The sequence below is a fragment of the Pseudidiomarina aquimaris genome (genome assembly GCF_003987395.1).
GTDB classification, from domain to species: domain Bacteria; phylum Pseudomonadota; class Gammaproteobacteria; order Enterobacterales; family Alteromonadaceae; genus Pseudidiomarina; species Pseudidiomarina aquimaris.
In genome coordinates this window covers 111,902-129,978 of sequence record NZ_PIPT01000003.1, presented here as the reverse complement: position 1 = coordinate 129,978, position 18,077 = coordinate 111,902, and the positions used below count along the sequence as shown (strand labels likewise).

Below are 18,077 nucleotides of genomic sequence, written 5' to 3'. Positions count from 1 at the left end.
GAATACATTTATGATTAGTGTTTTTGATATCTACAAAGTGGGTATTGGCCCATCGAGTTCACATACTGTCGGACCTATGCGCGCAGCTAAAGAATTTCTGCATGACGCGGCACAAAAGGTATCGCTTAGCGAAGCTACCGGCATCAAAGTCGAGCTATTCGGCTCTCTTGGCCAAACCGGTAAAGGCCACGGTACTGGTAAAGCTGTTATCCTCGGACTTGCCGGTGAAGACCCCGAAACCGTAGATACCACGGTAGTCGATGAGTTTTTAGCCACGACGGAGAAAAGCCAACGGCTGAAGTTACTGGGTGAACACGAGATTAAGTTTCCGCGCGAAGGGGCAATCACCTTTCATCGACGCAAAACTATGCCCCGTCACGCTAATGCTATGGAGTTACGCCTCTACAAAGGCGACGAGGTCATTTATAAGGATCTTTACTACTCCATTGGCGGTGGCTTTATTGTCCGCGATGCCGACTTCGATGACACCTTAGAGGAAGCCATCGAACAATCGAGTAAGCCGATCCCATACCCATTCGATAGCGCCGCCGAGCTCCTCTCGCAGTGCAATGAGCATGGTTTGCGTATTAGCTCACTCATGCTTGCCAACGAGAAAGTGTTCCGCAGCGAAAAAGAAATTCGCGAGCGCCTGATGCATATTTGGCAAACCATGGACGAATGTATCGACCGTGGCATTAAAACCGAGGGCATCTTACCCGGCGGTTTGAAGGTGCGTCGTCGCGCTCCAGGGCTTTATCAACGCCTGAAGAACGAAAAGTCAGCAGACCCAATGCAAACCATGGACTGGGTGGACTTATTTGCCCTTGCGGTAAACGAAGAGAATGCCGCAGGTGGACGCGTTGTAACCGCGCCAACCAACGGCGCCGCAGGCATCATTCCGGCGGTCATGAAGTATGCTGACAAGTTTATCTCACCGCTCGACGAAGAAACGGTCGTGCGTTTTCTGTTGACCTCTGCAGCCATCGGTATTTTGTATAAGAAAAATGCCTCAATTAGCGGTGCTGAAGTCGGTTGTCAAGGTGAGGTAGGTGTCGCTTGTTCTATGGCAGCGGGTGCGTTAGCGGAGCTCATGGGCGGCAACGCGAGCAATGTCGAAAATGCCGCGGAAATTGGTATGGAGCATAACCTCGGCCTAACCTGTGACCCTGTAGGTGGCTTGGTACAAGTCCCTTGCATTGAGCGTAATGCCATGGGGGCAGTGAAAGCTATTAATGCTGCGCGCCTTGCGTTGCGTGGAAGCGGCGATCACAAAGTCTCACTCGACAAAGTGATCAAAACCATGTGGGACACCGGCAACGACATGAAAACCAAATACAAAGAGACCGCACGTGGCGGCCTCGCCGTCAATATCATTGAGTGTTAAACACGCACCTGCACATTAGAGTGTTGGCAGTTGCACTTGGGTAAATAAGCGATCAACAGCGTCTTGTGTACGCTGTTGCATCGCCTCTTCAACTACCGGTTTGGTCAAGTGCGGTGCAAAGGTCTCGATAAACTCAAACATGTAGTTACGTAAAAAAGTTCCTTTGCGAAAGCCTATCTTAGTCGTACTTGGCGCAAAAAGGTGCTGTGCTGGCAATGCGACTAAGCCTTTGTCGTGCTGCGCATCAAACGCCATAGTGGCAACCACACCCACGCCTAATCCAGCCTTCACGTAGGTTTTGATGACATCCGCATCGGTTGCCGTAAATACCACGTTGGGCGCGATTCCTGCCGCACTGAAGGCGCGATCGAGTTCAGAACGCCCAGTAAAACCATGGACGTAAGTCACAATAGGAAATTCGCCAAGCTGCGCTATGCTGACATGATTCGACTCAGTGAGCGGATGATCCTTAGGTACGATGATTGAGCGATTCCAGTGGTAGCACGGCAGCATGATAAGGTCTTGATAGAGATGCAGGGCTTCGGTTGCAATAGCAAAATCGGCGACACCTTTGGCAGCGAGTCCGCTAATGTGCTCTGGTGAACCTTGATGCATATGCAGCGAAACTTTTGGATAACGCTGCATGAATTGCTTTATTTTTGCCGGCAACGCATAGCGAGCCTGTGTATGCGTTGTGGCGATATTCAGCTTACCTTGGTCGGGTAAGGTGTGTTCATTTGCTACCGCTTTTATACTGTCGACTTTGCTTAAAATTTCGCGCGCGATGACAATCACCTCTTCACCGGCGGGAGTTACTTTCGTTAAGTGCTTACCACTACGCTCAAAAACTTTGATCCCTAGCTCATCTTCAAGCATCCTGACCTGTTTACTGATCCCTGGCTGCGAGGTGTAGAGACTCTCGGCGGTCGCTGAAACATTCAAGTTATGATTTAATACTTCCACAATGTAGCGTAACTGCTGCAATTTCATGGCCGAACTCTAGCCTCACAGGTGATGGTTCACTTATTCTAAAAATATATAACACGATCATTAGTTATTCCAAGCTTAAAATATGAGGATTCTGTGTCAAGCTTATCTGAGCAATTAAAGAACTTAGGTTTTTCCAGCAGCAACGAGCCTGCTACGACGCCTGACGCACAAACCCAAGAGGTTACGCCCGATACCAGTTTACCGGTGCGTATTCAGCGCCAAACCAAAGGGCGTAAAGGTAAAGGTGTCACGGTTCTTCTTGACTTGCCTGCTCAAGAAGAACTCTTGCAACGCTATGCAAAAGCCTTACGCAAACAGTGTGGTGTGGGTGGCAGTGTAAAAAATGGCACGATTGAATTACAAGGTGACCAGCGCGCAGCGAGTAAAGCCTATCTCGAGCAACAGGGCTTTACGGTGAAACTAGCGGGCGGTTGAGTTGCCGTTGTTGAGGTAGTAACCGAATTCGACACTTTGCCCGTTGGCATGCCACTGGACATTGTCGGCGAGCTGCTGCAGTAACGTTACACCACGGCCATAAGTACGCTGTATCTGGTTATCTTGCTCTAATTCAGTGAGGTCATAGGGTTCGCCCGAATGCGCTAAGTTAAACTTCAAATAATGTTCATGGGGATGATATTCCACACGAATTGCAATCCAGCCTTCGCGTAACGCCGCCAGTCGTTCCGCACGGAGTTGGTAATAGTAAGCGAACCCCTCAGGATCATTTTTCATGCGTGAATCGAGCCCTAATAGGCCATGTTCTAGGGCGTTGTTAAAAGCTTCAGCTAGCAATAGGTAAATCGTCGTGCGATGACTACGTAACTTTGGCAAACGCCGAAGCACACTGAGGACCGCACTGACGACATCAAGCTGTTGCAAGTCTTCAACGGTAAGTCGTGATTCAAAACTAAACGGCAGTGCATGGACTTCGGCTTCTTCATCCGGTGCACCTAACTCTGTAGGAAGACACTGCAAGACCGCCAACGATAAATCATCATGCAGCGGCTGATTACCGCGAAAGCTCTCAAGCTTGGCCACAAGGCGATCAAAGTCACTCAGACTCGGATAGTCGGCGAGATAGCGCTCAAACGTTTCCGCACCCAGAAATTCATGTTGTTGACTCAGCAGCTCAATCACACCGTCAGTATAAAGCGCCACAAAGTCAGAGCGTTCAGTTCGGATGGTTACCAGTTGTGCATCAAAGTCATCGGGGGACAACACGCCAAGCGCCATGTGCTGCGCTTTTAAGCGGTGACGAATCGTTCCCTCGGCGTCATAAACCAACGCTGGGGGCATGCCACCATTCCAATAGGACAAACGCTCTCCACTGGCCGACAGCTCCAAAATAAAGCAGGCGCAGAACATGTCATTGGGTAACAGGCGATGTAGCCGATAATTAAACTCAGTGACCATCTCAGCAATCGACACGCCTCGGTCTGCCATGGCGAAAAAGGCTTGAGAAAGTGGCAGCGCGCCTGTAGCCGGAGCCAAGCCATGCCCCGTGAAATCGGCCATCATCACGTATAAGCCACCTTGCGGCCCTGGTGTTACTAAACACAGATCGCCGTTAAATTTTGCTGCCGGCGCCAGCAAGGTTCGGATATGCGGGTAATCAAGATAGTTGCGGCTTAGTGCGTTACGAAAAATGTGTTCAATCAACTCATATTCGCGATCGACACGGCGATTGTGCCAGAAAAGGCTTTCGCGCACCGCGCGCAACTGCCCTGCGGTATTAAAAGCATTGCATACACGTTGAATACGGCGCGACAAATGTGTCGGGTGGAGCGGCCATTCAATCACTTCGCCCGGCCAACGCGATAGCTCTCTTATACTTAATGGCTCCGGAACGATAAGCAATTGCTCAGCGCAAGCTAACGCGGGTGTTAACACGCCGGTAGCATCGACAGTGACTAGAAGCGTTGGATGCGGAGGATGATCTGCAGCAGACCACGTTGCCAACTTGCGTTGCCGTATCTTCCGTGCCAGCCGTAAACGTCGCACCTCTGCGATTACTTGCGCAGCGAACGACGAATCATCATGAAAGATGTCAATAACGGCTTGTTTGGACGGCTGCAACATAACGAGAGCCTCCGTTACCGACGATTAGTCGATAATAAAGAGTTTATCGAAACGCGAAATATCGAGGATGTTGCGAACTTCGGCGCGACAATTGATGATGTGGATAGATTCAACATGTTCGTTAATTGCTTTACGCATATTAAGTAACATCCCTAATGCTGAACTATCTAAATATTCTGTTTCTCGTAAATCGATGTAAACTCTTGGCTTTTCATCGCCGAGCGAGCTATAGGCTCGGCGAAAATCATTAACGACTCCAAAGTCAAATTTGCCATGTATTGAGATCGTTAACTCTTTGCCATCGCTCGTTAAGTGACGGGAAACCGACATTCGATACCTACTTTGATTGTTATTATTTGATTAGAGACCTGTAAATAGTGCCAATAGAAGCCACTAAACACAAGCTTTGCCGCGTATTTTTACGCTAATCCTGAATAAAAAAAGCCGACTCTAATGAATCGGCTTTTGTCTTTAACATTTTACTTAAGGCTTTTGCTTATATTTATTATAGAGTTGCAAATGACGGTTGTTTAAATCAACGTTACGCCCCTCAATAAATAATGCTTCTACCTTTTGTCCAATTGGGTCCAGCAAATCTCCCGCAGAAATAACCAGGGTTGCTTGCTTGCCCTCTTCGAGTGAACCAAGACGGTCGGCAACACCGAGAAACTCGGCTGGTTTGAGCGTAATAGCTGCCAGCGCAGCTTCGCGATCTAAGCCATAAGCAACAGCGTTACCCGCCGCAAACGGTAAGTTACGAACATCCCAATAACCTGGATAGCTAAGCGCAAAGTTCACGCCAGCTTCAGCAAGTGCGGCCGGCGTTGCAAACGCTTGGTCAAAGGCTTCGTCATGACGACTTGGTAGACCAAACGGCGCACCGAACACCACGCGAACTTCAGCCGCCGCGAGTTCATCAGCCATGCGCCATGCGTCCCGAGCGCCCATCAGCACCCAATCAAAGCCCCATTCTTGCGTAAGGTCCATCGCTTCTTCGATTTGACGCTGGTCGTTAGCGTGTACAAACAAAGTTGATGTACCGTCAAACAGGCCAAGCATTGCTTCCCAACGCAGGTCGGTACCCTGTAACTCCCCAGCAAGCTTAGCGTCATAATAAGCTTTCGCTTGTACCAAGGTTTTTTCTAGGTTCTTACGGGCTTCAGCATTGGCTTTGCGTTGTTCTTCCGGCGAACGACGCTCCCACCATGCGGTATTGATGCCAACGCGCGGCCAATTAACGTGAACTCCCACGTTCAATCGCTCACCGGCATCTTCATAGGTCCAACCGTCGAGTTGCAATAAACTCGAACGCCCCATAACTAAGTCGCCTTGCGGAACGATTTGCGCATGCGATACACCGTTGTAGCGAATAGTCGGAATCACCTCTGAATCCGGATTATAAGCCACATGACCGGAAACTTCTGGCGTCACTGCACCTACTTCTTCGGCGTCCTCAGTAGCGCGTACGGCCTCAATTTCACGCAAGCCAATGGTGGTATCCAGCGCAATGACACCTGGGTACACGTGCTTGCCGCTAATATCAATGATCTGCGCCCCTGCTGGAGCTGCCAAGTCACTGCCAATAGCACTTATCTTACCGTCGACAAAGAGTAAGTCCGTGTCTTCTTGCACGCCATTGGTCACCGTGTGTAAGGTGCCATTCTGCAGCAAAATGGGTTGCTGTTGTGGCTCCGCCGGCACGATATCGTTGGCAGCAGCAGACAAAGTGACTGTCGCCGCAGCAACCGCTATTAATAGTTTCTTCATTATTAGTGTCCTCCGTGGCTATGCGCAGTAAAGGTACCTAGCCAGGTATCATGTTCAGTGTCGCAGTGCCAAGCTGGTTGCTCGCGTTTGTAGCCATTACTCTCGCCCTTACTTGCGTTAGGGTCAGCTAAAACTTTTTGCATCAACGCTTGCTTCTCAGTCTGGAGTTCTGCGCGCAGCTCTTCGTCACGTTCGCGGTTGAAGAAGTTGCGAGCGTTGATCCACGTTTGCTCGACACGCGCATAAGAGCTCAACGGATGGTTATTCCAGATGACAAAATCCGCATGCTTACCAGGCTTGATACTACCCACATATTCATCAATTTTGAGTTGCTTGGCTGGATTTAAGGTCACCATTTTCAGTGCTTCGTGCTCGTCCATACCACAATAGGTAACGGACTTAGCAGCCTCGGTATTCAGGCGGCGCTGTAAATCATTACTATCGGAGTTAATGCTAGTTAAAACGCCTTTTTCAGACATTAAACAGGCATTGTGCGGAATCGCATCATAAACCTCGAACTTGTAAGCCCACCAGTCAGCGAAAGACGAACCACCAGCGCCGTGCTTGGCCATTTCAGAGGCAACTTTGTAGCCTTCCAAAATGTGAGTAAAGGTCGTCAGGGTAAAGTTAAAGTCCTCGGCTAAACGCAGGAGCATTAAGATTTCTGACTGCACGTAGCTGTGAGCATGTACAAAGCGCTCGCGATCAAGGATTTCAAGTAAGGTTTCGAGGCGATAGTCAGGACGTGGTGCAGCGGTTTTCGCCCGCTCACTACGACTTAACTTTTCGTAGGCTTGCATACGATCGCGATATTCTAAGGCCGCGGTAAAACCATCACGCATCAGTGTTTCAACCCCCATCCGCGTTTGCGGATAGCGAGAGCTCAGCCATGACGGATAGCGACTTTGTTTCACGTTCTCACCCAGCGCGAACTTGATGGACGGCGGCGCCGCATCAAATTTCATCTGGTCAGCCGTTGCGCCCCAGCGAAGTTTAATCACCTGAGCTTGACCGCCAATTGGATTGGCTGAGCCATGCAGTAGCTGGGCCATCGTCGTACCGCCAGCTAACGAACGATAGATGTGAATGTCATCAGGGTTGACTACATCGCCAATACGAACCTCTGAGGTGATTGCTTCAGAACCTTCGTTGACACCGCGGTCAATAGCGATGTGCGAATGTTCATCGATAATGCCCGGCGTGACGTGCATTCCAGTCGCATCAATTACCTCGTAGCCTGACGGGGTGCGTAAATCTTCACCAATACGATAGAACTCGCCATCGCGAATCAAAATATCAGTGTTTTCCAAGACACCGTCTTCATCCGCTGTCCAAACCGTTGCGTTTTTAATATGCAAGTTTTGTCGTGCCGGCAGGCCATTGAGCCCATAGGCGACATTCGGATAGGTAAGACGGCTGACATAATCAACGGTGCTGTCAGCCTTATCGGCGCTGTCCGTGGTCACTTCAGTCTCAGCACTTGCTGCGCGGTTAGCGGTGAAAGCCAATTGCTGCCCTTGAGGACCCACTGCTACACCGGCGTACGCATGCTCGGCAGTTTGTTCAAGTTGCACACGCCATGCCCCTTGGGCACCATCGATAGTCGCATCAACAACAAAGTTAAGATGGCCATCATCGCGACGTACCGAGCGCAGTTTATGGCTGTCGTCGCCGACCTTCAGGCTACCACTTACGCGGTCAGACCCCGTGAACTCAAAGCTTACCGCTTGGCCGGCCAACTCTGCCTCGAGAGTCCCAGCAAAATTGGCTGTACGCAAAGGCGCTAGCTCAGTTTCCGCACCTTGTAGCCAAACTGATTTAATGGTTCCGTCGGTGAACAAGTCCCCTTCAGCGATGACAAAATCAGCCATGTAGCCTGGCGCTAGCTTACCGGCCTTATCACTAACACCGGCAATTTGTGCTGGAACCGTGGTAAGTGCAGCAAGCGCACGATCTTTATCCAAACCATGTTGAACCGCTTTGCGCAGATTCGGCCAGAAATCACCTGCTTTTTTTAGCTGATGTAAGGTGAATGAGAAGTCGATATCAGCGCTCGCCAGCGCTGCAGCATTACCCGGTGCGCGCTCCCAGTGGCGTAGATCGGCTAAATCGACATCGAGATCGTCGTTTACACCTGACACTTCAGGTGCCGCAGGGAAGTTGAGCGGCAGGATAAGTTTTGCCTGCGTGGCTTTCACCGCGTCGAGACGGGCATACTCATAATTGGAACCGACAAAAGTGACTGGCACATCAAATTCACTCAATACTGCATGGGCGCGAAGCAGTGACTTGTCGTCAGTTACGGCAAAAACCATGCCCTCTTGTTCAATCGGTCCCAGCTCTGCTAAAGCAGCGTTGTATTCTACCGGGCCGTTATAGGCATCTTTGCCATAAGCTTGCTCGTACCAGTTTGCATCGGAAAGCGTTTGCCGAATTAAGGCAATCGAGCCCATGAGTGAATTCGGATATTGCTGTTGAGACGTCCCCTTATCAAAAGAACCAAAGTGGCGACTTTCAGCATTATAAATCACATCATTGGCGATTTTATCAGCCAGCGACAAGGTCACTGCTTGGCCTTGAAAGATACCATCCAAGCGCGCACTTTGGACCGCAGTAAAACCCTGCTCAATATAGTCTTTGGCTGCTTTCATATCTGATGCAGAGGCACTGACCCAACGTTCTTGGGCATGAATTGCATCGTTCGCCGCATTACCGCCTTCACGCTTATTGTTGTATTCCGGGCGTGTTGAAAACCAAGGGCCACGTTGCTCTTGCTTCGGCGCTGGTACGCCATAGTTGCTATAGGCATCGATAAAACCCGGATAGATCGTATGGCCGGTTAAATCAACCACACGCGCACCCTCTGGTGCTCGGTTGTTTTCATTGATGCGTTCAATTTTGCCATTTCGAATCACTAACGTGGCATTTTCAATGCTACGGCCTGGCTCGGTAATGATAGTCGCATTTTGCAATGCGACGAAACTTGATGAGTTGTCATGCAACCCTTGCACAGTTGTGGTCTGCGACGCACTTGCCAGCGCTGGTAACGCGGCACACATCGCCACCGCCAACTTGCTGAGGCGGTTACTGCTAATCATCGGCATCCCCTTGGTAGGTTGTTCTGCAGTTGGAGTTTTGGTTTAAATTCTTTACGTTCTAGCCTACATTAAGTGGATTCATGCGCTGAGTGCAATGCCTTTAGGGACAAACAGCTTAGAACAATCGGTAAAGCGTTGTATGCTAGTCATGAGTTTGAATACGATACAATTCTAAAAAGGGGTTCTTTCATGTTGAAGAAAACGCTCAAAACATTCACGGTTGCTACCGCACTCATCGTCAGTACCGCAGGCATCGCACAACACGCTTTCAATGATGCCGATAAAGCGGTCGAGTATCGCCAAAAAGCACTTTCAGTGATGCAAAACAACTTCGCCTACATGGGCGATATGCTAAAGGGCGACATGCCGTTCGATGCAGCTATTTTCGCAGAGCGTGCGGAAACCTTTGCAGCCCTAGCGTCAGTCCCGTGGGTTGGTTTTAGTCAAGAAGGCGCAATGCCTGGCAATAACACTGATGCCTTGCCCGCTATCTGGGATAACTGGGATGACTTTCAGGAACGCGCTGAGCAACTTCAAGTCGACGCGAATGCCTTACAAGCTGCAGCGGCAACCGGCGATCAAGGGCAAATGCGCTCCGCCTTCATGACCGCCGCAAAAAACTGTAAAGGTTGCCACGACCAATACAAAGACTAAGCGTTTACCACCAAAAATAGTACGCACTGGCTGCAATCGCCGCGGCCAGTGCCCAAGCCAAACTGCCATTTACTAACTTCGGCTGCGAAACGCCCTCGCGTTTGCCATGCAGCATGGCCCCCAGCAAATTTACGCCCTTCAGCCGATAAACCAGAATTGCAAAGACGTGTAAGCCAATAACCGTGAGTAACACATTAAAGTTTAACTCGTGTAAATCGGTTAATTGCCCTTGCAGATCGCTGCTAACAAGACTCGCTAAAGGGCCCGAGAAAAAGATCTCGTCGGTCGCAAATAAGCCGGTGGAAACCTGCACGACCAGCAGCGCCCACATCAACATCACAGCCCAACCGCCAGCGGGGTTATGGGTTGCGGTTGGCGTGTAGTCTTTTCGTTGTAGATGCTTGAGATGCTGTACCACCTCTTTGGGGCCACGGAAAAAAGCCCGCAAGCGTGCATTTTCACTACCAACGATTGCCCACACGAAACGCGTTAGTAACAATGCTCCAACGGCAAAAGCAATGCGCATATGCCAGTCCATAAGAGCTTCTTCTGCGGTCCACCAAAGACCGAAAATGGCCATCACCAGAAGCCAGTGGTAGCCGCGCACAAAACTATCCCAAATCTTCATAACCCACTGTTGTTTGATGTTTGATGTTTGATGTTTGCCAAAACATGAGCGCTATTTTAATCTGTCTTCTCAAACAGCAAACAGCGAATAGCAAACAACGCTTTTAAGGGGGATTTATGGCTGCTGCGGAAACTCATGTTGTCATCGTCGATGACGACCTCATTTCTCTCGAAGTCATGAAAGCCATGCTCAGCCACTTTCCCGACACCCAAATTAGTACCGCACAAAGCGGCCAAGCAGCACTCGAACTCATCGTGGAAAAACGCCCCGATCTTGTCCTGCTTGACCACGAACTACCTGATTTTAATGGCGTTGAACTCTATTGCAAAGTTCATGACGCATTAGGCGAGCAAACCCCGACCACCGCCATGATTTCCGGCCATGACCCGAGCGAATATAGCGCGGAATGCAAAGCCGCCGGCATTAATACGTTACTTCAAAAGCCACTAGCGCCCAGCGACTTGACTGAGCTGATGCGCATCGCCGGCACTGGCAAGTAAGCGCTGGCTGTCCTCTAAAAACTTTTGTGAGAATTCGCCAAAGTAGTCGCTTATCTCGGCGAATTTCTCAACAAAACCTGATTTGTCTCCCTGCTCAAGCTGGCCGAGTACCTGCGTAAAGCTCTCCAGATAGCGGCGCATCATGGCGAAGTTCTCAGGGTGCGCGAGAATAATATCGGCATATAGATCAGCGTTCTGTGCGAATAAGCGCCCGACCATCATTAACTCCAAACGATAAATCGGGGAGCTGAGATCTAACAGCTCTTGCAAGTCGGCTTTTTCACTGGCGAGGTGCGCGCCATATACAAACGTGGAAAGGTGGCGCATCACTTGAATAAAGCCCATGGCTTCATCATGACGCTCGGCACTGGTTTGATAGAGCTGAGCCCCCCAACGGATCAAAGTGTTGAGCAACCATTGATAGGCCGGAGCGTCGCGGCCCTCGGTCACCACGATCAGCTGTTTCGCTAAGGTCGCTACCTGCGGTCCAAACATAGGATGCAGGCCAACCACTGGGCCCTGATGCTGCTTAAGCATGGCTTGCAATGGCTTTGCCTTGATACTGGTAACATCCGCAAGGATGCAATGTTCCGGCAGCTGCGGCAAGGTCTCAATCACCGCCTCGGTGACAGCGATGGGCACACTCACAAGTACCAAGTCGGCGTTGGCACACACAGCTGCTAATTGATCTTGCTCTCCTTCGCCAATGCAATGTACGTGTGCGCCAGCCTCGCGGAAACGTTCGGCAAAGAGTCCACCGAGCGCACCGTAACCGCCCACCACAACAATGGTTTTGTCTTCCAGATGTACGTCTGCCGCTTGCTGTTGCTGATAAGACTCACGAATCACCCGGCGCAGGACATCCTCAATCAGATCAGGTGATAAGCCTATCGCCTCAGCCTCGCTGCGTCGCGCCGCGATGAGCTTTACTTCACGCTCTGGAACATAAAGTGGCTGGCCCAAGCTACGCTTCACGGTCCCGACTTCAGCGGCGAGCTGACGGCGACGCTGCAAGAGTTGTAATAATGCGTTATCGGTTTCATCAATTGCTTCACGCAATTGCTGTAAGCGTTGTTGCGGGTCGTTGGGGACAGCGGCGTCTGACATCCTGGGCTCCTTACTTCTCTAGAGCTTTTATTGTGCCTTATTTCGGGCATAAAAAAACCCGCCATTGGCGGGTTTTTTCAGATCTAAGCTGATCTTAAGACAGCTTCTCACGGATACGTGCAGATTTACCTGAACGCTCACGCAAGTAGTAAAGCTTAGCACGACGTACCGCACCTTTACGCTTCACTTTGATGCTATCGATGATTGGGCTGTGCGCTTGGAATGTACGCTCAACGCCTTCACCATTTGATACTTTACGAACCGTGAAAGAAGAATGTAAACCACGGTTGCGCTTAGCGATAACCACGCCTTCAAATGCCTGAACACGCTCACGGTTACCTTCAACAACTTTAACATTAACGACCACTGTATCGCCCGGTGCGTAGTCCGGAAGGTCGGTTTTCATTTGTTCGTCTTCGATCGCTTTGATCAAATTTTGACTTACTTTTGCCATGTTAGCCTCACTTTCCTAGATTAACTACCCGCATCAGAATCAGCTTGGTATTGATGAATAAATTCATCGAGTAGCTGTTGCTGTTCGTCAGTCAGAGCTAGGCTGTTTAACATTTCTGGACGTCGCAACCAGGTTCTACCGAGAGCCTGCTGCAGACGCCAGCGTCTAATTTTTTCATGATTTCCACTCAGTAACACTGGTGGAACCGCCTCACCATCTAAAACTTCTGGTCGTGTATAGTGCGGACAATCCAACAACCCGGCTGCAAAAGAGTCTTCTTCAGCTGAGTCTTGGTGACCAAGCACTCCGGGAACTAACCGTGCCACACTGTCAATCATGACCATGGCAGGCAATTCGCCCCCGCTTAACACGTAATCACCAATCGACCATTCTTCATCAACGTGGCGCTTTATTACACGCTCATCGATGCCTTCATAGCGACCGGCAATCAAGATGAACTTGTCACGTTGTGCCAGTTCTTGCACGCCTTCGTGATCAAGCTTGCGACCCTGAGGTGACAAATACATCACCTTGGTATCAGCCCCTAGCTGTTGTTTGGCTGCTGCAATCGCGTCGGTGAGCGGTTGCACCATCATCAACATGCCAGGACCACCGCCATAGGGGCGATCGTCAACGGTGCGATGCTTATCGTGAGTAAAATCGCGTGGGTTCGTTAGCTGAATATCTAACAGCCCATCGCGTACTGCTCTACCCGTTACACCGTTGTCGGTAATTGCTTGGAACATTTCAGGAAACAGCGTTATCACGCCAACCTGTAATTTTCCAGCCATTAGAAATCCGACGGCCAATCCACAACGATACGCTTGTTTACCTTGTCGACTTCTTGAATGTACTGACTCTGAATAAACGGAATCAGACGTTCAGAACGACCAAACGCATCATTGCTGTTCGCTTTCACCACCATCACATCATTCGATGCTGTGGCCATTAACTGGTCAACAGTCCCCATGTTATAACCGTCAGTGTTTACCACAGTCATACCAATAAGGTCACGCCAGTAAAATTCATCCTCTGGCAACTCAGGCAGTTGTTCGGCTTCGATAATGATGTCAGCACCTGTCATTAAGTGCGCCGCATCACGGTCATCTACGCCTGCCAACTTGGCAATCAGTCCTTTATTGTGTCGACGCCATTCCTCGACTTGAACTTCTTGCACTTTACCCTGCTTACGAATCTGCCAAGGGTGATAATCAAAAATGGCTTCAACGTCGTCGGTATAACTCTGAATTTTTAGCCAACCTTTCACTCCATACACTGCGCCTAACTGGCCAATGACGACATGTTCTGCAGGTTGATTCATAGTTACGCGATTACCAACGTTGATTAATTAAGCTGAATTAAGCTGCGCTACGCGCATCTTTTAAAAGCTTGGCTACGCGCTCAGATACTGTTGCGCCGTGACCAACCCAGTGCTCAACACGCTCAAGATCTACGCGTAGTTTTTCTTCTTGACCACGCGCTAGCGGGTTGAAGAAGCCTACATTTTCAATGAAACGACCGTCGCGGGCATTGCGACTGTCGGTTACTACCATCTGGTAGAATGGACGCTTTTTAGCGCCGCCGCGTTGTAAACGAATGGTTACCATTACGTTCCTCGATACAGTTTTATAATGTTAAATAAATAGAAAAATCTCCGACCGGGGTCGAAGAGCCCGGCAATTCTACCGATTTTTCTGTCGAATGCAAGTATTCTCTAGCGTTTAGGGAACATGCCTGGAGGCATTTTGCCGCCCATTCCGCCAAGGCTTCGCATCATTTTTGCCATACCGCCGCCTTTCATTTTCTTCATCATTTTTTGCATCTGCATAAATTGCTTCAGCAAACGATTGACGTCTTGTACTTGCGTACCCGAACCAGCGGCGATCCGGCGTTTCCGTGAGCCCTTGATCAAATCGGGGAATTCACGTTCTTTCGGTGTCATGGAGCTAATGATTGCCTCCATACGCACCGTCATCTTGTCATCCATTTGACCTTTGACTTGGGCGCTCATTTTGCCCATGCCTGGCAGCTTGTCCATAAGCCCCATCATACCGCCCATGTCACGCATCTGCGCAAGTTGCTCACGAAAGTCTTCAAGTGAGAACTTGCCTTCTTTCATGACTTTTTTGGCAACTTTCTCGGCTTTCGTACGGTCGACTTTTTGCTCAAGCTCATCAATCAAGGAGAGCACGTCGCCCATGCCCAAAATACGTGATGCCACGCGTTCTGGGTGGAAAGGTTCGAGCGCAGTATTTTTCTCGCCGACACCTAAGAATTTGATGGGTTTGCCGGTAATGTGGCGGATTGATAAGGCCGCACCACCGCGCGCATCACCATCGGTCTTGGTCAGTACAACACCGGTTAGCGGTAAAGCTTCGTTAAAGGCTTGCGCAGTATTGGCAGCATCTTGACCGGTCATCGCATCCACGACAAACAAAGTTTCGATCGGCTTGATGGCTGCATGTAAATCTTTGATTTCTGCCATCATAGCATCGTCGATGGCCGTACGACCGGCGGTGTCCACTAACACCACATCGATGAATTTCTTCCGTGCATGGCTGATGGCCGCTTCGGCAATAGCTACTGGCTTTTGCTCAGTACTCGACGGGAAGAATTCAACCTCTACTTCATTCGCCAACGTCTCGAGCTGCTTTATCGCCGCTGGACGATAAACGTCAGCGGAAACAACCAAGACTTTTTTCTTCTGCTTTTCACGCAGATAGCGCGCGAGTTTACCAACACTGGTGGTTTTACCTGCCCCCTGCAAACCGGCCATCAGAATAACTGCTGGCGGTTGAGTTGCGAGGTTCAATGGCACATTGCCTTCACCCATGGCATGTTCAAGTTCCTGTTGCACAATTTTCAGGAAGACTTGGCCAGGCGTCAGGCTTTTATTCACTTCAGTGCCGACTGCACGCTCTTTCACGCGCTTGATAAATTCGCGCACCACAGGCAATGCCACGTCGGCCTCAAGTAAGGCCATCCGTACTTCGCGTAAGGTGTCTTTAATGTTGTCGTCGGTGAGTCGCCCACGACCACTAATATTTTTTAACGACTGCGAGAGGCGTTCACTTAAGTTCTCAAACATCTGTTGTTGTCCATCTACGACTAGCTGGAGATAATCTGGCGGCGATTATAACGTAATTCAAGCAAAGTTTCCTGATCCTATTGGGTTTCTCTGGCACAATGCATATACTTGAGCTTCCAACTCAGTAAGTTACAACATTCAGTTAAACCAATTAACGCGTGGAATCGATGATGCTAGGCCTGCTCGCTCTCACTTTAGTGCTTTACCTTGTCAGCGCTGGATTGCTCTGGCGTCAGCTAGCCCGCGAAAGTGCTGCGACCACCGTGAATGGCTGGGTTGCGCTTGCTGCGGTAGTGAGTCATGGTGCGCTACTCACCTGGTATTTGGCCAGTGACGGTTTTGACCACTTAAATGTGGCAAGTAGCCTCAGCGTGGTCGCATTCTTGCTCGCCCTGCTTTCGTTCGTGCGAGTGCAACGTAATAGTGGTTTGGTGTTGCGCCCTGTTATTTATGTTTTCGCTGCGGTCAGCTGTGTCATTCTGTTTCTCAGCCCAGCGCATTGGGGCGCCACTATTACCAACACGCATGGTCTTGCCATCCATATTGTCTTGAGCTTGCTGGCGTATGCCATTCTGATGCTCGCGACCCTATACGCAGTGCAACTCTTGTACCTGAATTATCTGCTGAAAAATCATCGTGTGAACGCATTGTCTAATTACCTGCCGCCGTTAATGGTGGTAGAGAAATATTTTTTCCGCCTGCTGAGCACCGGCACACTGCTGCTATTTATTGCCATTGCCAGTGGCTTTATCTTTCTCGACGATATGTTCGCACAAGGCCAAGCACATAAAACCATTCTCAGCTCGATTGCCGCGCTGATTTATTTGGCGATTGTCCTATTACATCGTGCGCAGGGTATGCGCGGACGTTTGTTGGTGGTCGCAAGTGTCGTGGCGAGTATCCTTCTCAGCCTAGGTTATTTCGGTAGTCGCTTTGTGCGGGATGTCTTGCTGAGCTAATTCAAACTTGACTTGTCAGACCATCTCATTAAATTAGGCATTCAAGTATTTAATATAGGTAACCTTCTTGGACGAGATAGCCACGTCAACCCTGCTTATTATCTTAGGGGTATTACTGTTTCTCTCGGCGTATTTTTCAGGTTCGGAAACCGGCATGATGTCGGTCAACCGCTACCGTCTGCGTCACCTGGCTCAACAAGATCACTCTGGCGCGAAACGCGTACAGTATCTACTCGATCGTCCTGATCGACTGATTGGTCTTATTCTGATCGGCAACAACCTGGTAAACATTGGTGCCTCGGCAATTGCGACCGTACTGTGTTTCCGTTGGTTTGGCGATGCCGGCATTGTGGTAGCCACCTTCGGCCTCACCATCATCGTGCTTATCTTTGCCGAGGTCACGCCAAAAACAATCGCGGCACTACATCCCGAGCGCGTGGCTTTTCCTAGCTCGATCATTTTGAAGCCACTTTTGACCATCATGTATCCATTCGTGGCTACCGTGAATTTCATCACCAATGGTTTCATGCGCATACTTGGCGTTAATCCGAATACCACCATGGGTCAAGACGCTTTGAGCTCTGAAGAGCTGCGCACCGTGGTGAACGAAGCGCAATCCATGATCCCAAGCAGTCACCAAGACATGCTTATCAGTATTTTGGATCTGGAGAAAGTAACGGTTGAAGATGTAATGATACCGCGTGCTGATATCAGCGGTATTGATGTGCAGGACGATATCAAATCGATTATCAAACAGCTTTCTCAGGCACAATATACCCGTCTGTTGCTTTACCGGGGCGAGATCGACGATGCCATTGGCTTCTTGCATGCGCGCGACATCATGCAAATTGTCACCAAGAGCAACAGTGAAACCGACAAAGCCGAGCTCATCCGGGCCGCCCGCGAGATCTATTTTATTCCAGAAGGTACGCCACTGAACGTGCAATTATTGAAATTTCAGCACAATAAAGAACGGATCGGCTTGGTAGTCGACGAGTATGGCGATATTCAAGGACTTGTAACGCTCGAAGATATTCTCGAAGAAATCGTTGGCGACTTTACCACGAATATCACCCCTGCTCCGAGTGAGACTGTCAGTGCCCAAGCAGACGGTTCCATCGTGGTCGAAGGGACCGCTAACCTTCGTGAATTGAATAAAGAGATGAACTGGGAATTGCCAACCGATGGGCCAAAAACCGTCAGTGGCCTGATTATCGAATGGCTCGGTGATATTCCGCAACAGCCCCTTTGCTTACGGATTGAGGGTTATGCCATCGAGATTGTCGAAAGTAGCGAAAGTATGGTAAAGCAAGTTCGTTTTCTGCCGCAGGAGTCGCACCATCAAGAGCAACAAAACCTGTTTAGTTAA

The 18,077-nt window shown here is 49.8% G+C and carries 18 protein-coding genes; 6 read left to right on the top strand and 12 right to left on the bottom strand.

Annotated features, from left to right (window positions below; genetic code table 11):
• Positions 1-10 precede the first annotated feature (10 nt).
• Entirely contained in the window at positions 11-1,384 is a 1,374-nt protein-coding gene (locus CWE21_RS05120; RefSeq protein ID WP_126833374.1) for an L-serine ammonia-lyase, read from the top strand.
• A 15-nt stretch (positions 1,385-1,399) separates the two neighbouring features.
• On the opposite strand, the gene cysB is transcribed toward CWE21_RS05120, so the two are convergent.
• On the bottom strand, positions 1,400-2,374 hold the full coding sequence (cysB, locus tag CWE21_RS05115; protein WP_126833373.1) for an HTH-type transcriptional regulator CysB: 975 nt from the start codon (positions 2,372-2,374) through the stop codon (positions 1,400-1,402).
• A 93-nt stretch (positions 2,375-2,467) separates the two neighbouring features.
• Between cysB and CWE21_RS05110 the strand changes: the two genes are divergently transcribed.
• A complete protein-coding gene (locus CWE21_RS05110) occupies positions 2,468-2,809 on the top strand; it encodes a translation initiation factor (protein ID WP_198675062.1) in 342 nt (113 codons plus the stop codon).
• On the opposite strand, the gene CWE21_RS05105 is transcribed toward CWE21_RS05110, so the two are convergent.
• The 4 genes from CWE21_RS05105 to CWE21_RS05090 all read right to left on the bottom strand — a co-directional run bounded on the left by CWE21_RS05105 (position 2,795) and on the right by CWE21_RS05090 (position 9,318).
• Entirely contained in the window at positions 2,795-4,453 is a 1,659-nt protein-coding gene (locus CWE21_RS05105; RefSeq protein ID WP_126833372.1) for an ATP-binding SpoIIE family protein phosphatase, read from the bottom strand. The two genes, CWE21_RS05110 and CWE21_RS05105, sit on opposite strands and share 15 nt — an antisense overlap.
• A gap of 24 nt (positions 4,454-4,477) precedes the next feature.
• The gene (locus tag CWE21_RS05100; protein ID WP_126833371.1) at positions 4,478-4,783 is read right to left on the bottom strand and encodes an STAS domain-containing protein; all 306 of its coding nucleotides are present in this window, start codon (positions 4,781-4,783) and stop codon (positions 4,478-4,480) included.
• Positions 4,784-4,936: 153 nt separating this feature from the next.
• Positions 4,937-6,220, bottom strand: coding sequence for an amidohydrolase family protein (locus CWE21_RS05095; RefSeq protein ID WP_126833370.1), 1,284 nt, complete (start codon positions 6,218-6,220; stop codon positions 4,937-4,939).
• Between the two features lie 2 nt (positions 6,221-6,222).
• Positions 6,223-9,318: an amidohydrolase family protein gene (locus CWE21_RS05090; RefSeq protein ID WP_126833369.1), complete on the bottom strand. Its 3,096-nt coding sequence runs from the start codon at positions 9,316-9,318 to the stop codon at positions 6,223-6,225.
• 189 nt (positions 9,319-9,507) lie between these two features.
• Here CWE21_RS05090 and CWE21_RS05085 point away from each other — a divergent pair, with 189 nt between their 5' ends.
• Positions 9,508-9,972 carry a c-type cytochrome gene (locus CWE21_RS05085; RefSeq protein ID WP_198675061.1) on the top strand — a complete coding sequence of 155 codons (465 nt, stop codon included), beginning with the start codon at positions 9,508-9,510 and terminating at the stop codon, positions 9,970-9,972.
• Between the two features lie 4 nt (positions 9,973-9,976).
• On the opposite strand, the gene CWE21_RS05080 is transcribed toward CWE21_RS05085, so the two are convergent.
• On the bottom strand, positions 9,977-10,600 hold the full coding sequence (locus tag CWE21_RS05080) for a cytochrome b/b6 domain-containing protein (protein ID WP_126833368.1): 624 nt from the start codon (positions 10,598-10,600) through the stop codon (positions 9,977-9,979).
• Positions 10,601-10,716: 116 nt separating this feature from the next.
• On the opposite strand from CWE21_RS05080, the gene CWE21_RS05075 reads away from it, so the two are divergent.
• Positions 10,717-11,100, top strand: a complete 384-nt coding sequence (locus tag CWE21_RS05075; protein ID WP_126833367.1) for a response regulator — start codon at positions 10,717-10,719, stop codon at positions 11,098-11,100.
• Here the strand turns inward: CWE21_RS05075 and tyrA are convergent.
• From tyrA to ffh, 6 genes are all read right to left on the bottom strand, one after another.
• On the bottom strand, positions 11,047-12,207 hold the full coding sequence (gene tyrA / locus CWE21_RS05070) for a bifunctional chorismate mutase/prephenate dehydrogenase (RefSeq protein ID WP_126833366.1): 1,161 nt from the start codon (positions 12,205-12,207) through the stop codon (positions 11,047-11,049). The two genes, CWE21_RS05075 and tyrA, sit on opposite strands and share 54 nt — an antisense overlap.
• Positions 12,208-12,301: 94 nt before the next feature.
• Positions 12,302-12,661 (bottom strand): 50S ribosomal protein L19, encoded by a 360-nt coding sequence (gene rplS, locus CWE21_RS05065; RefSeq protein ID WP_126769592.1) that lies wholly within the window; start codon positions 12,659-12,661, stop codon positions 12,302-12,304.
• Positions 12,662-12,681: 20 nt separating this feature from the next.
• On the bottom strand, positions 12,682-13,452 hold the full coding sequence (gene trmD, locus CWE21_RS05060) for a tRNA (guanosine(37)-N1)-methyltransferase TrmD (RefSeq protein ID WP_126833365.1): 771 nt from the start codon (positions 13,450-13,452) through the stop codon (positions 12,682-12,684).
• On the bottom strand, positions 13,452-13,982 hold the full coding sequence (gene rimM / locus CWE21_RS05055; RefSeq protein ID WP_126833364.1) for a ribosome maturation factor RimM: 531 nt from the start codon (positions 13,980-13,982) through the stop codon (positions 13,452-13,454). Before rimM ends, trmD begins: the two co-directional genes overlap by 1 nt.
• A 37-nt stretch (positions 13,983-14,019) precedes the next feature.
• Positions 14,020-14,268, bottom strand: a complete 249-nt coding sequence (gene rpsP, locus CWE21_RS05050; protein WP_126769587.1) for a 30S ribosomal protein S16 — start codon at positions 14,266-14,268, stop codon at positions 14,020-14,022.
• Positions 14,269-14,375: 107 nt separating this feature from the next.
• Entirely contained in the window at positions 14,376-15,749 is a 1,374-nt protein-coding gene (ffh, locus tag CWE21_RS05045) for a signal recognition particle protein (RefSeq protein ID WP_126833363.1), read from the bottom strand.
• Between the two features lie 167 nt (positions 15,750-15,916).
• Here ffh and CWE21_RS05040 point away from each other — a divergent pair, with 167 nt between their 5' ends.
• Positions 15,917-16,708 (top strand): cytochrome C assembly family protein, encoded by a 792-nt coding sequence (locus CWE21_RS05040; protein ID WP_126833362.1) that lies wholly within the window; start codon positions 15,917-15,919, stop codon positions 16,706-16,708.
• Between the two features lie 67 nt (positions 16,709-16,775).
• The gene (locus CWE21_RS05035) at positions 16,776-18,077 is read left to right on the top strand and encodes an HlyC/CorC family transporter (protein ID WP_126833361.1); all 1,302 of its coding nucleotides are present in this window, start codon (positions 16,776-16,778) and stop codon (positions 18,075-18,077) included.

Bases quoted from the DNA above. Each gene is read 5' to 3' on its own strand.
- CWE21_RS05120 (WP_126833374.1), top strand. From the start codon at position 11: ATGATTAGTGTTTTTGATATCTACAAAGTGGGTATTGGCCCATCGAGT.
- cysB (WP_126833373.1), bottom strand. From the start codon at position 2,374: ATGAAATTGCAGCAGTTACGCTACATTGTGGAAGTATTAAATCATAAC.
- CWE21_RS05105 (WP_126833372.1), bottom strand. From the start codon at position 4,453: ATGTTGCAGCCGTCCAAACAAGCCGTTATTGACATCTTTCATGATGAT.
- CWE21_RS05100 (WP_126833371.1), bottom strand. From the start codon at position 4,783: ATGTCGGTTTCCCGTCACTTAACGAGCGATGGCAAAGAGTTAACGATC.
- CWE21_RS05095 (WP_126833370.1), bottom strand. From the start codon at position 6,220: ATGAAGAAACTATTAATAGCGGTTGCTGCGGCGACAGTCACTTTGTCT.
- CWE21_RS05090 (WP_126833369.1), bottom strand. From the start codon at position 9,318: ATGATTAGCAGTAACCGCCTCAGCAAGTTGGCGGTGGCGATGTGTGCC.
- CWE21_RS05085 (WP_198675061.1), top strand. From the start codon at position 9,508: ATGTTGAAGAAAACGCTCAAAACATTCACGGTTGCTACCGCACTCATC.
- CWE21_RS05080 (WP_126833368.1), bottom strand. From the start codon at position 10,600: ATGAAGATTTGGGATAGTTTTGTGCGCGGCTACCACTGGCTTCTGGTG.
- CWE21_RS05075 (WP_126833367.1), top strand. From the start codon at position 10,717: ATGGCTGCTGCGGAAACTCATGTTGTCATCGTCGATGACGACCTCATT.
- tyrA (WP_126833366.1), bottom strand. From the start codon at position 12,207: ATGTCAGACGCCGCTGTCCCCAACGACCCGCAACAACGCTTACAGCAA.
- rplS (WP_126769592.1), bottom strand. From the start codon at position 12,661: ATGGCAAAAGTAAGTCAAAATTTGATCAAAGCGATCGAAGACGAACAA.
- trmD (WP_126833365.1), bottom strand. From the start codon at position 13,452: ATGGCTGGAAAATTACAGGTTGGCGTGATAACGCTGTTTCCTGAAATG.
- rimM (WP_126833364.1), bottom strand. From the start codon at position 13,982: ATGAATCAACCTGCAGAACATGTCGTCATTGGCCAGTTAGGCGCAGTG.
- rpsP (WP_126769587.1), bottom strand. From the start codon at position 14,268: ATGGTAACCATTCGTTTACAACGCGGCGGCGCTAAAAAGCGTCCATTC.
- ffh (WP_126833363.1), bottom strand. From the start codon at position 15,749: ATGTTTGAGAACTTAAGTGAACGCCTCTCGCAGTCGTTAAAAAATATT.
- CWE21_RS05040 (WP_126833362.1), top strand. From the start codon at position 15,917: ATGATGCTAGGCCTGCTCGCTCTCACTTTAGTGCTTTACCTTGTCAGC.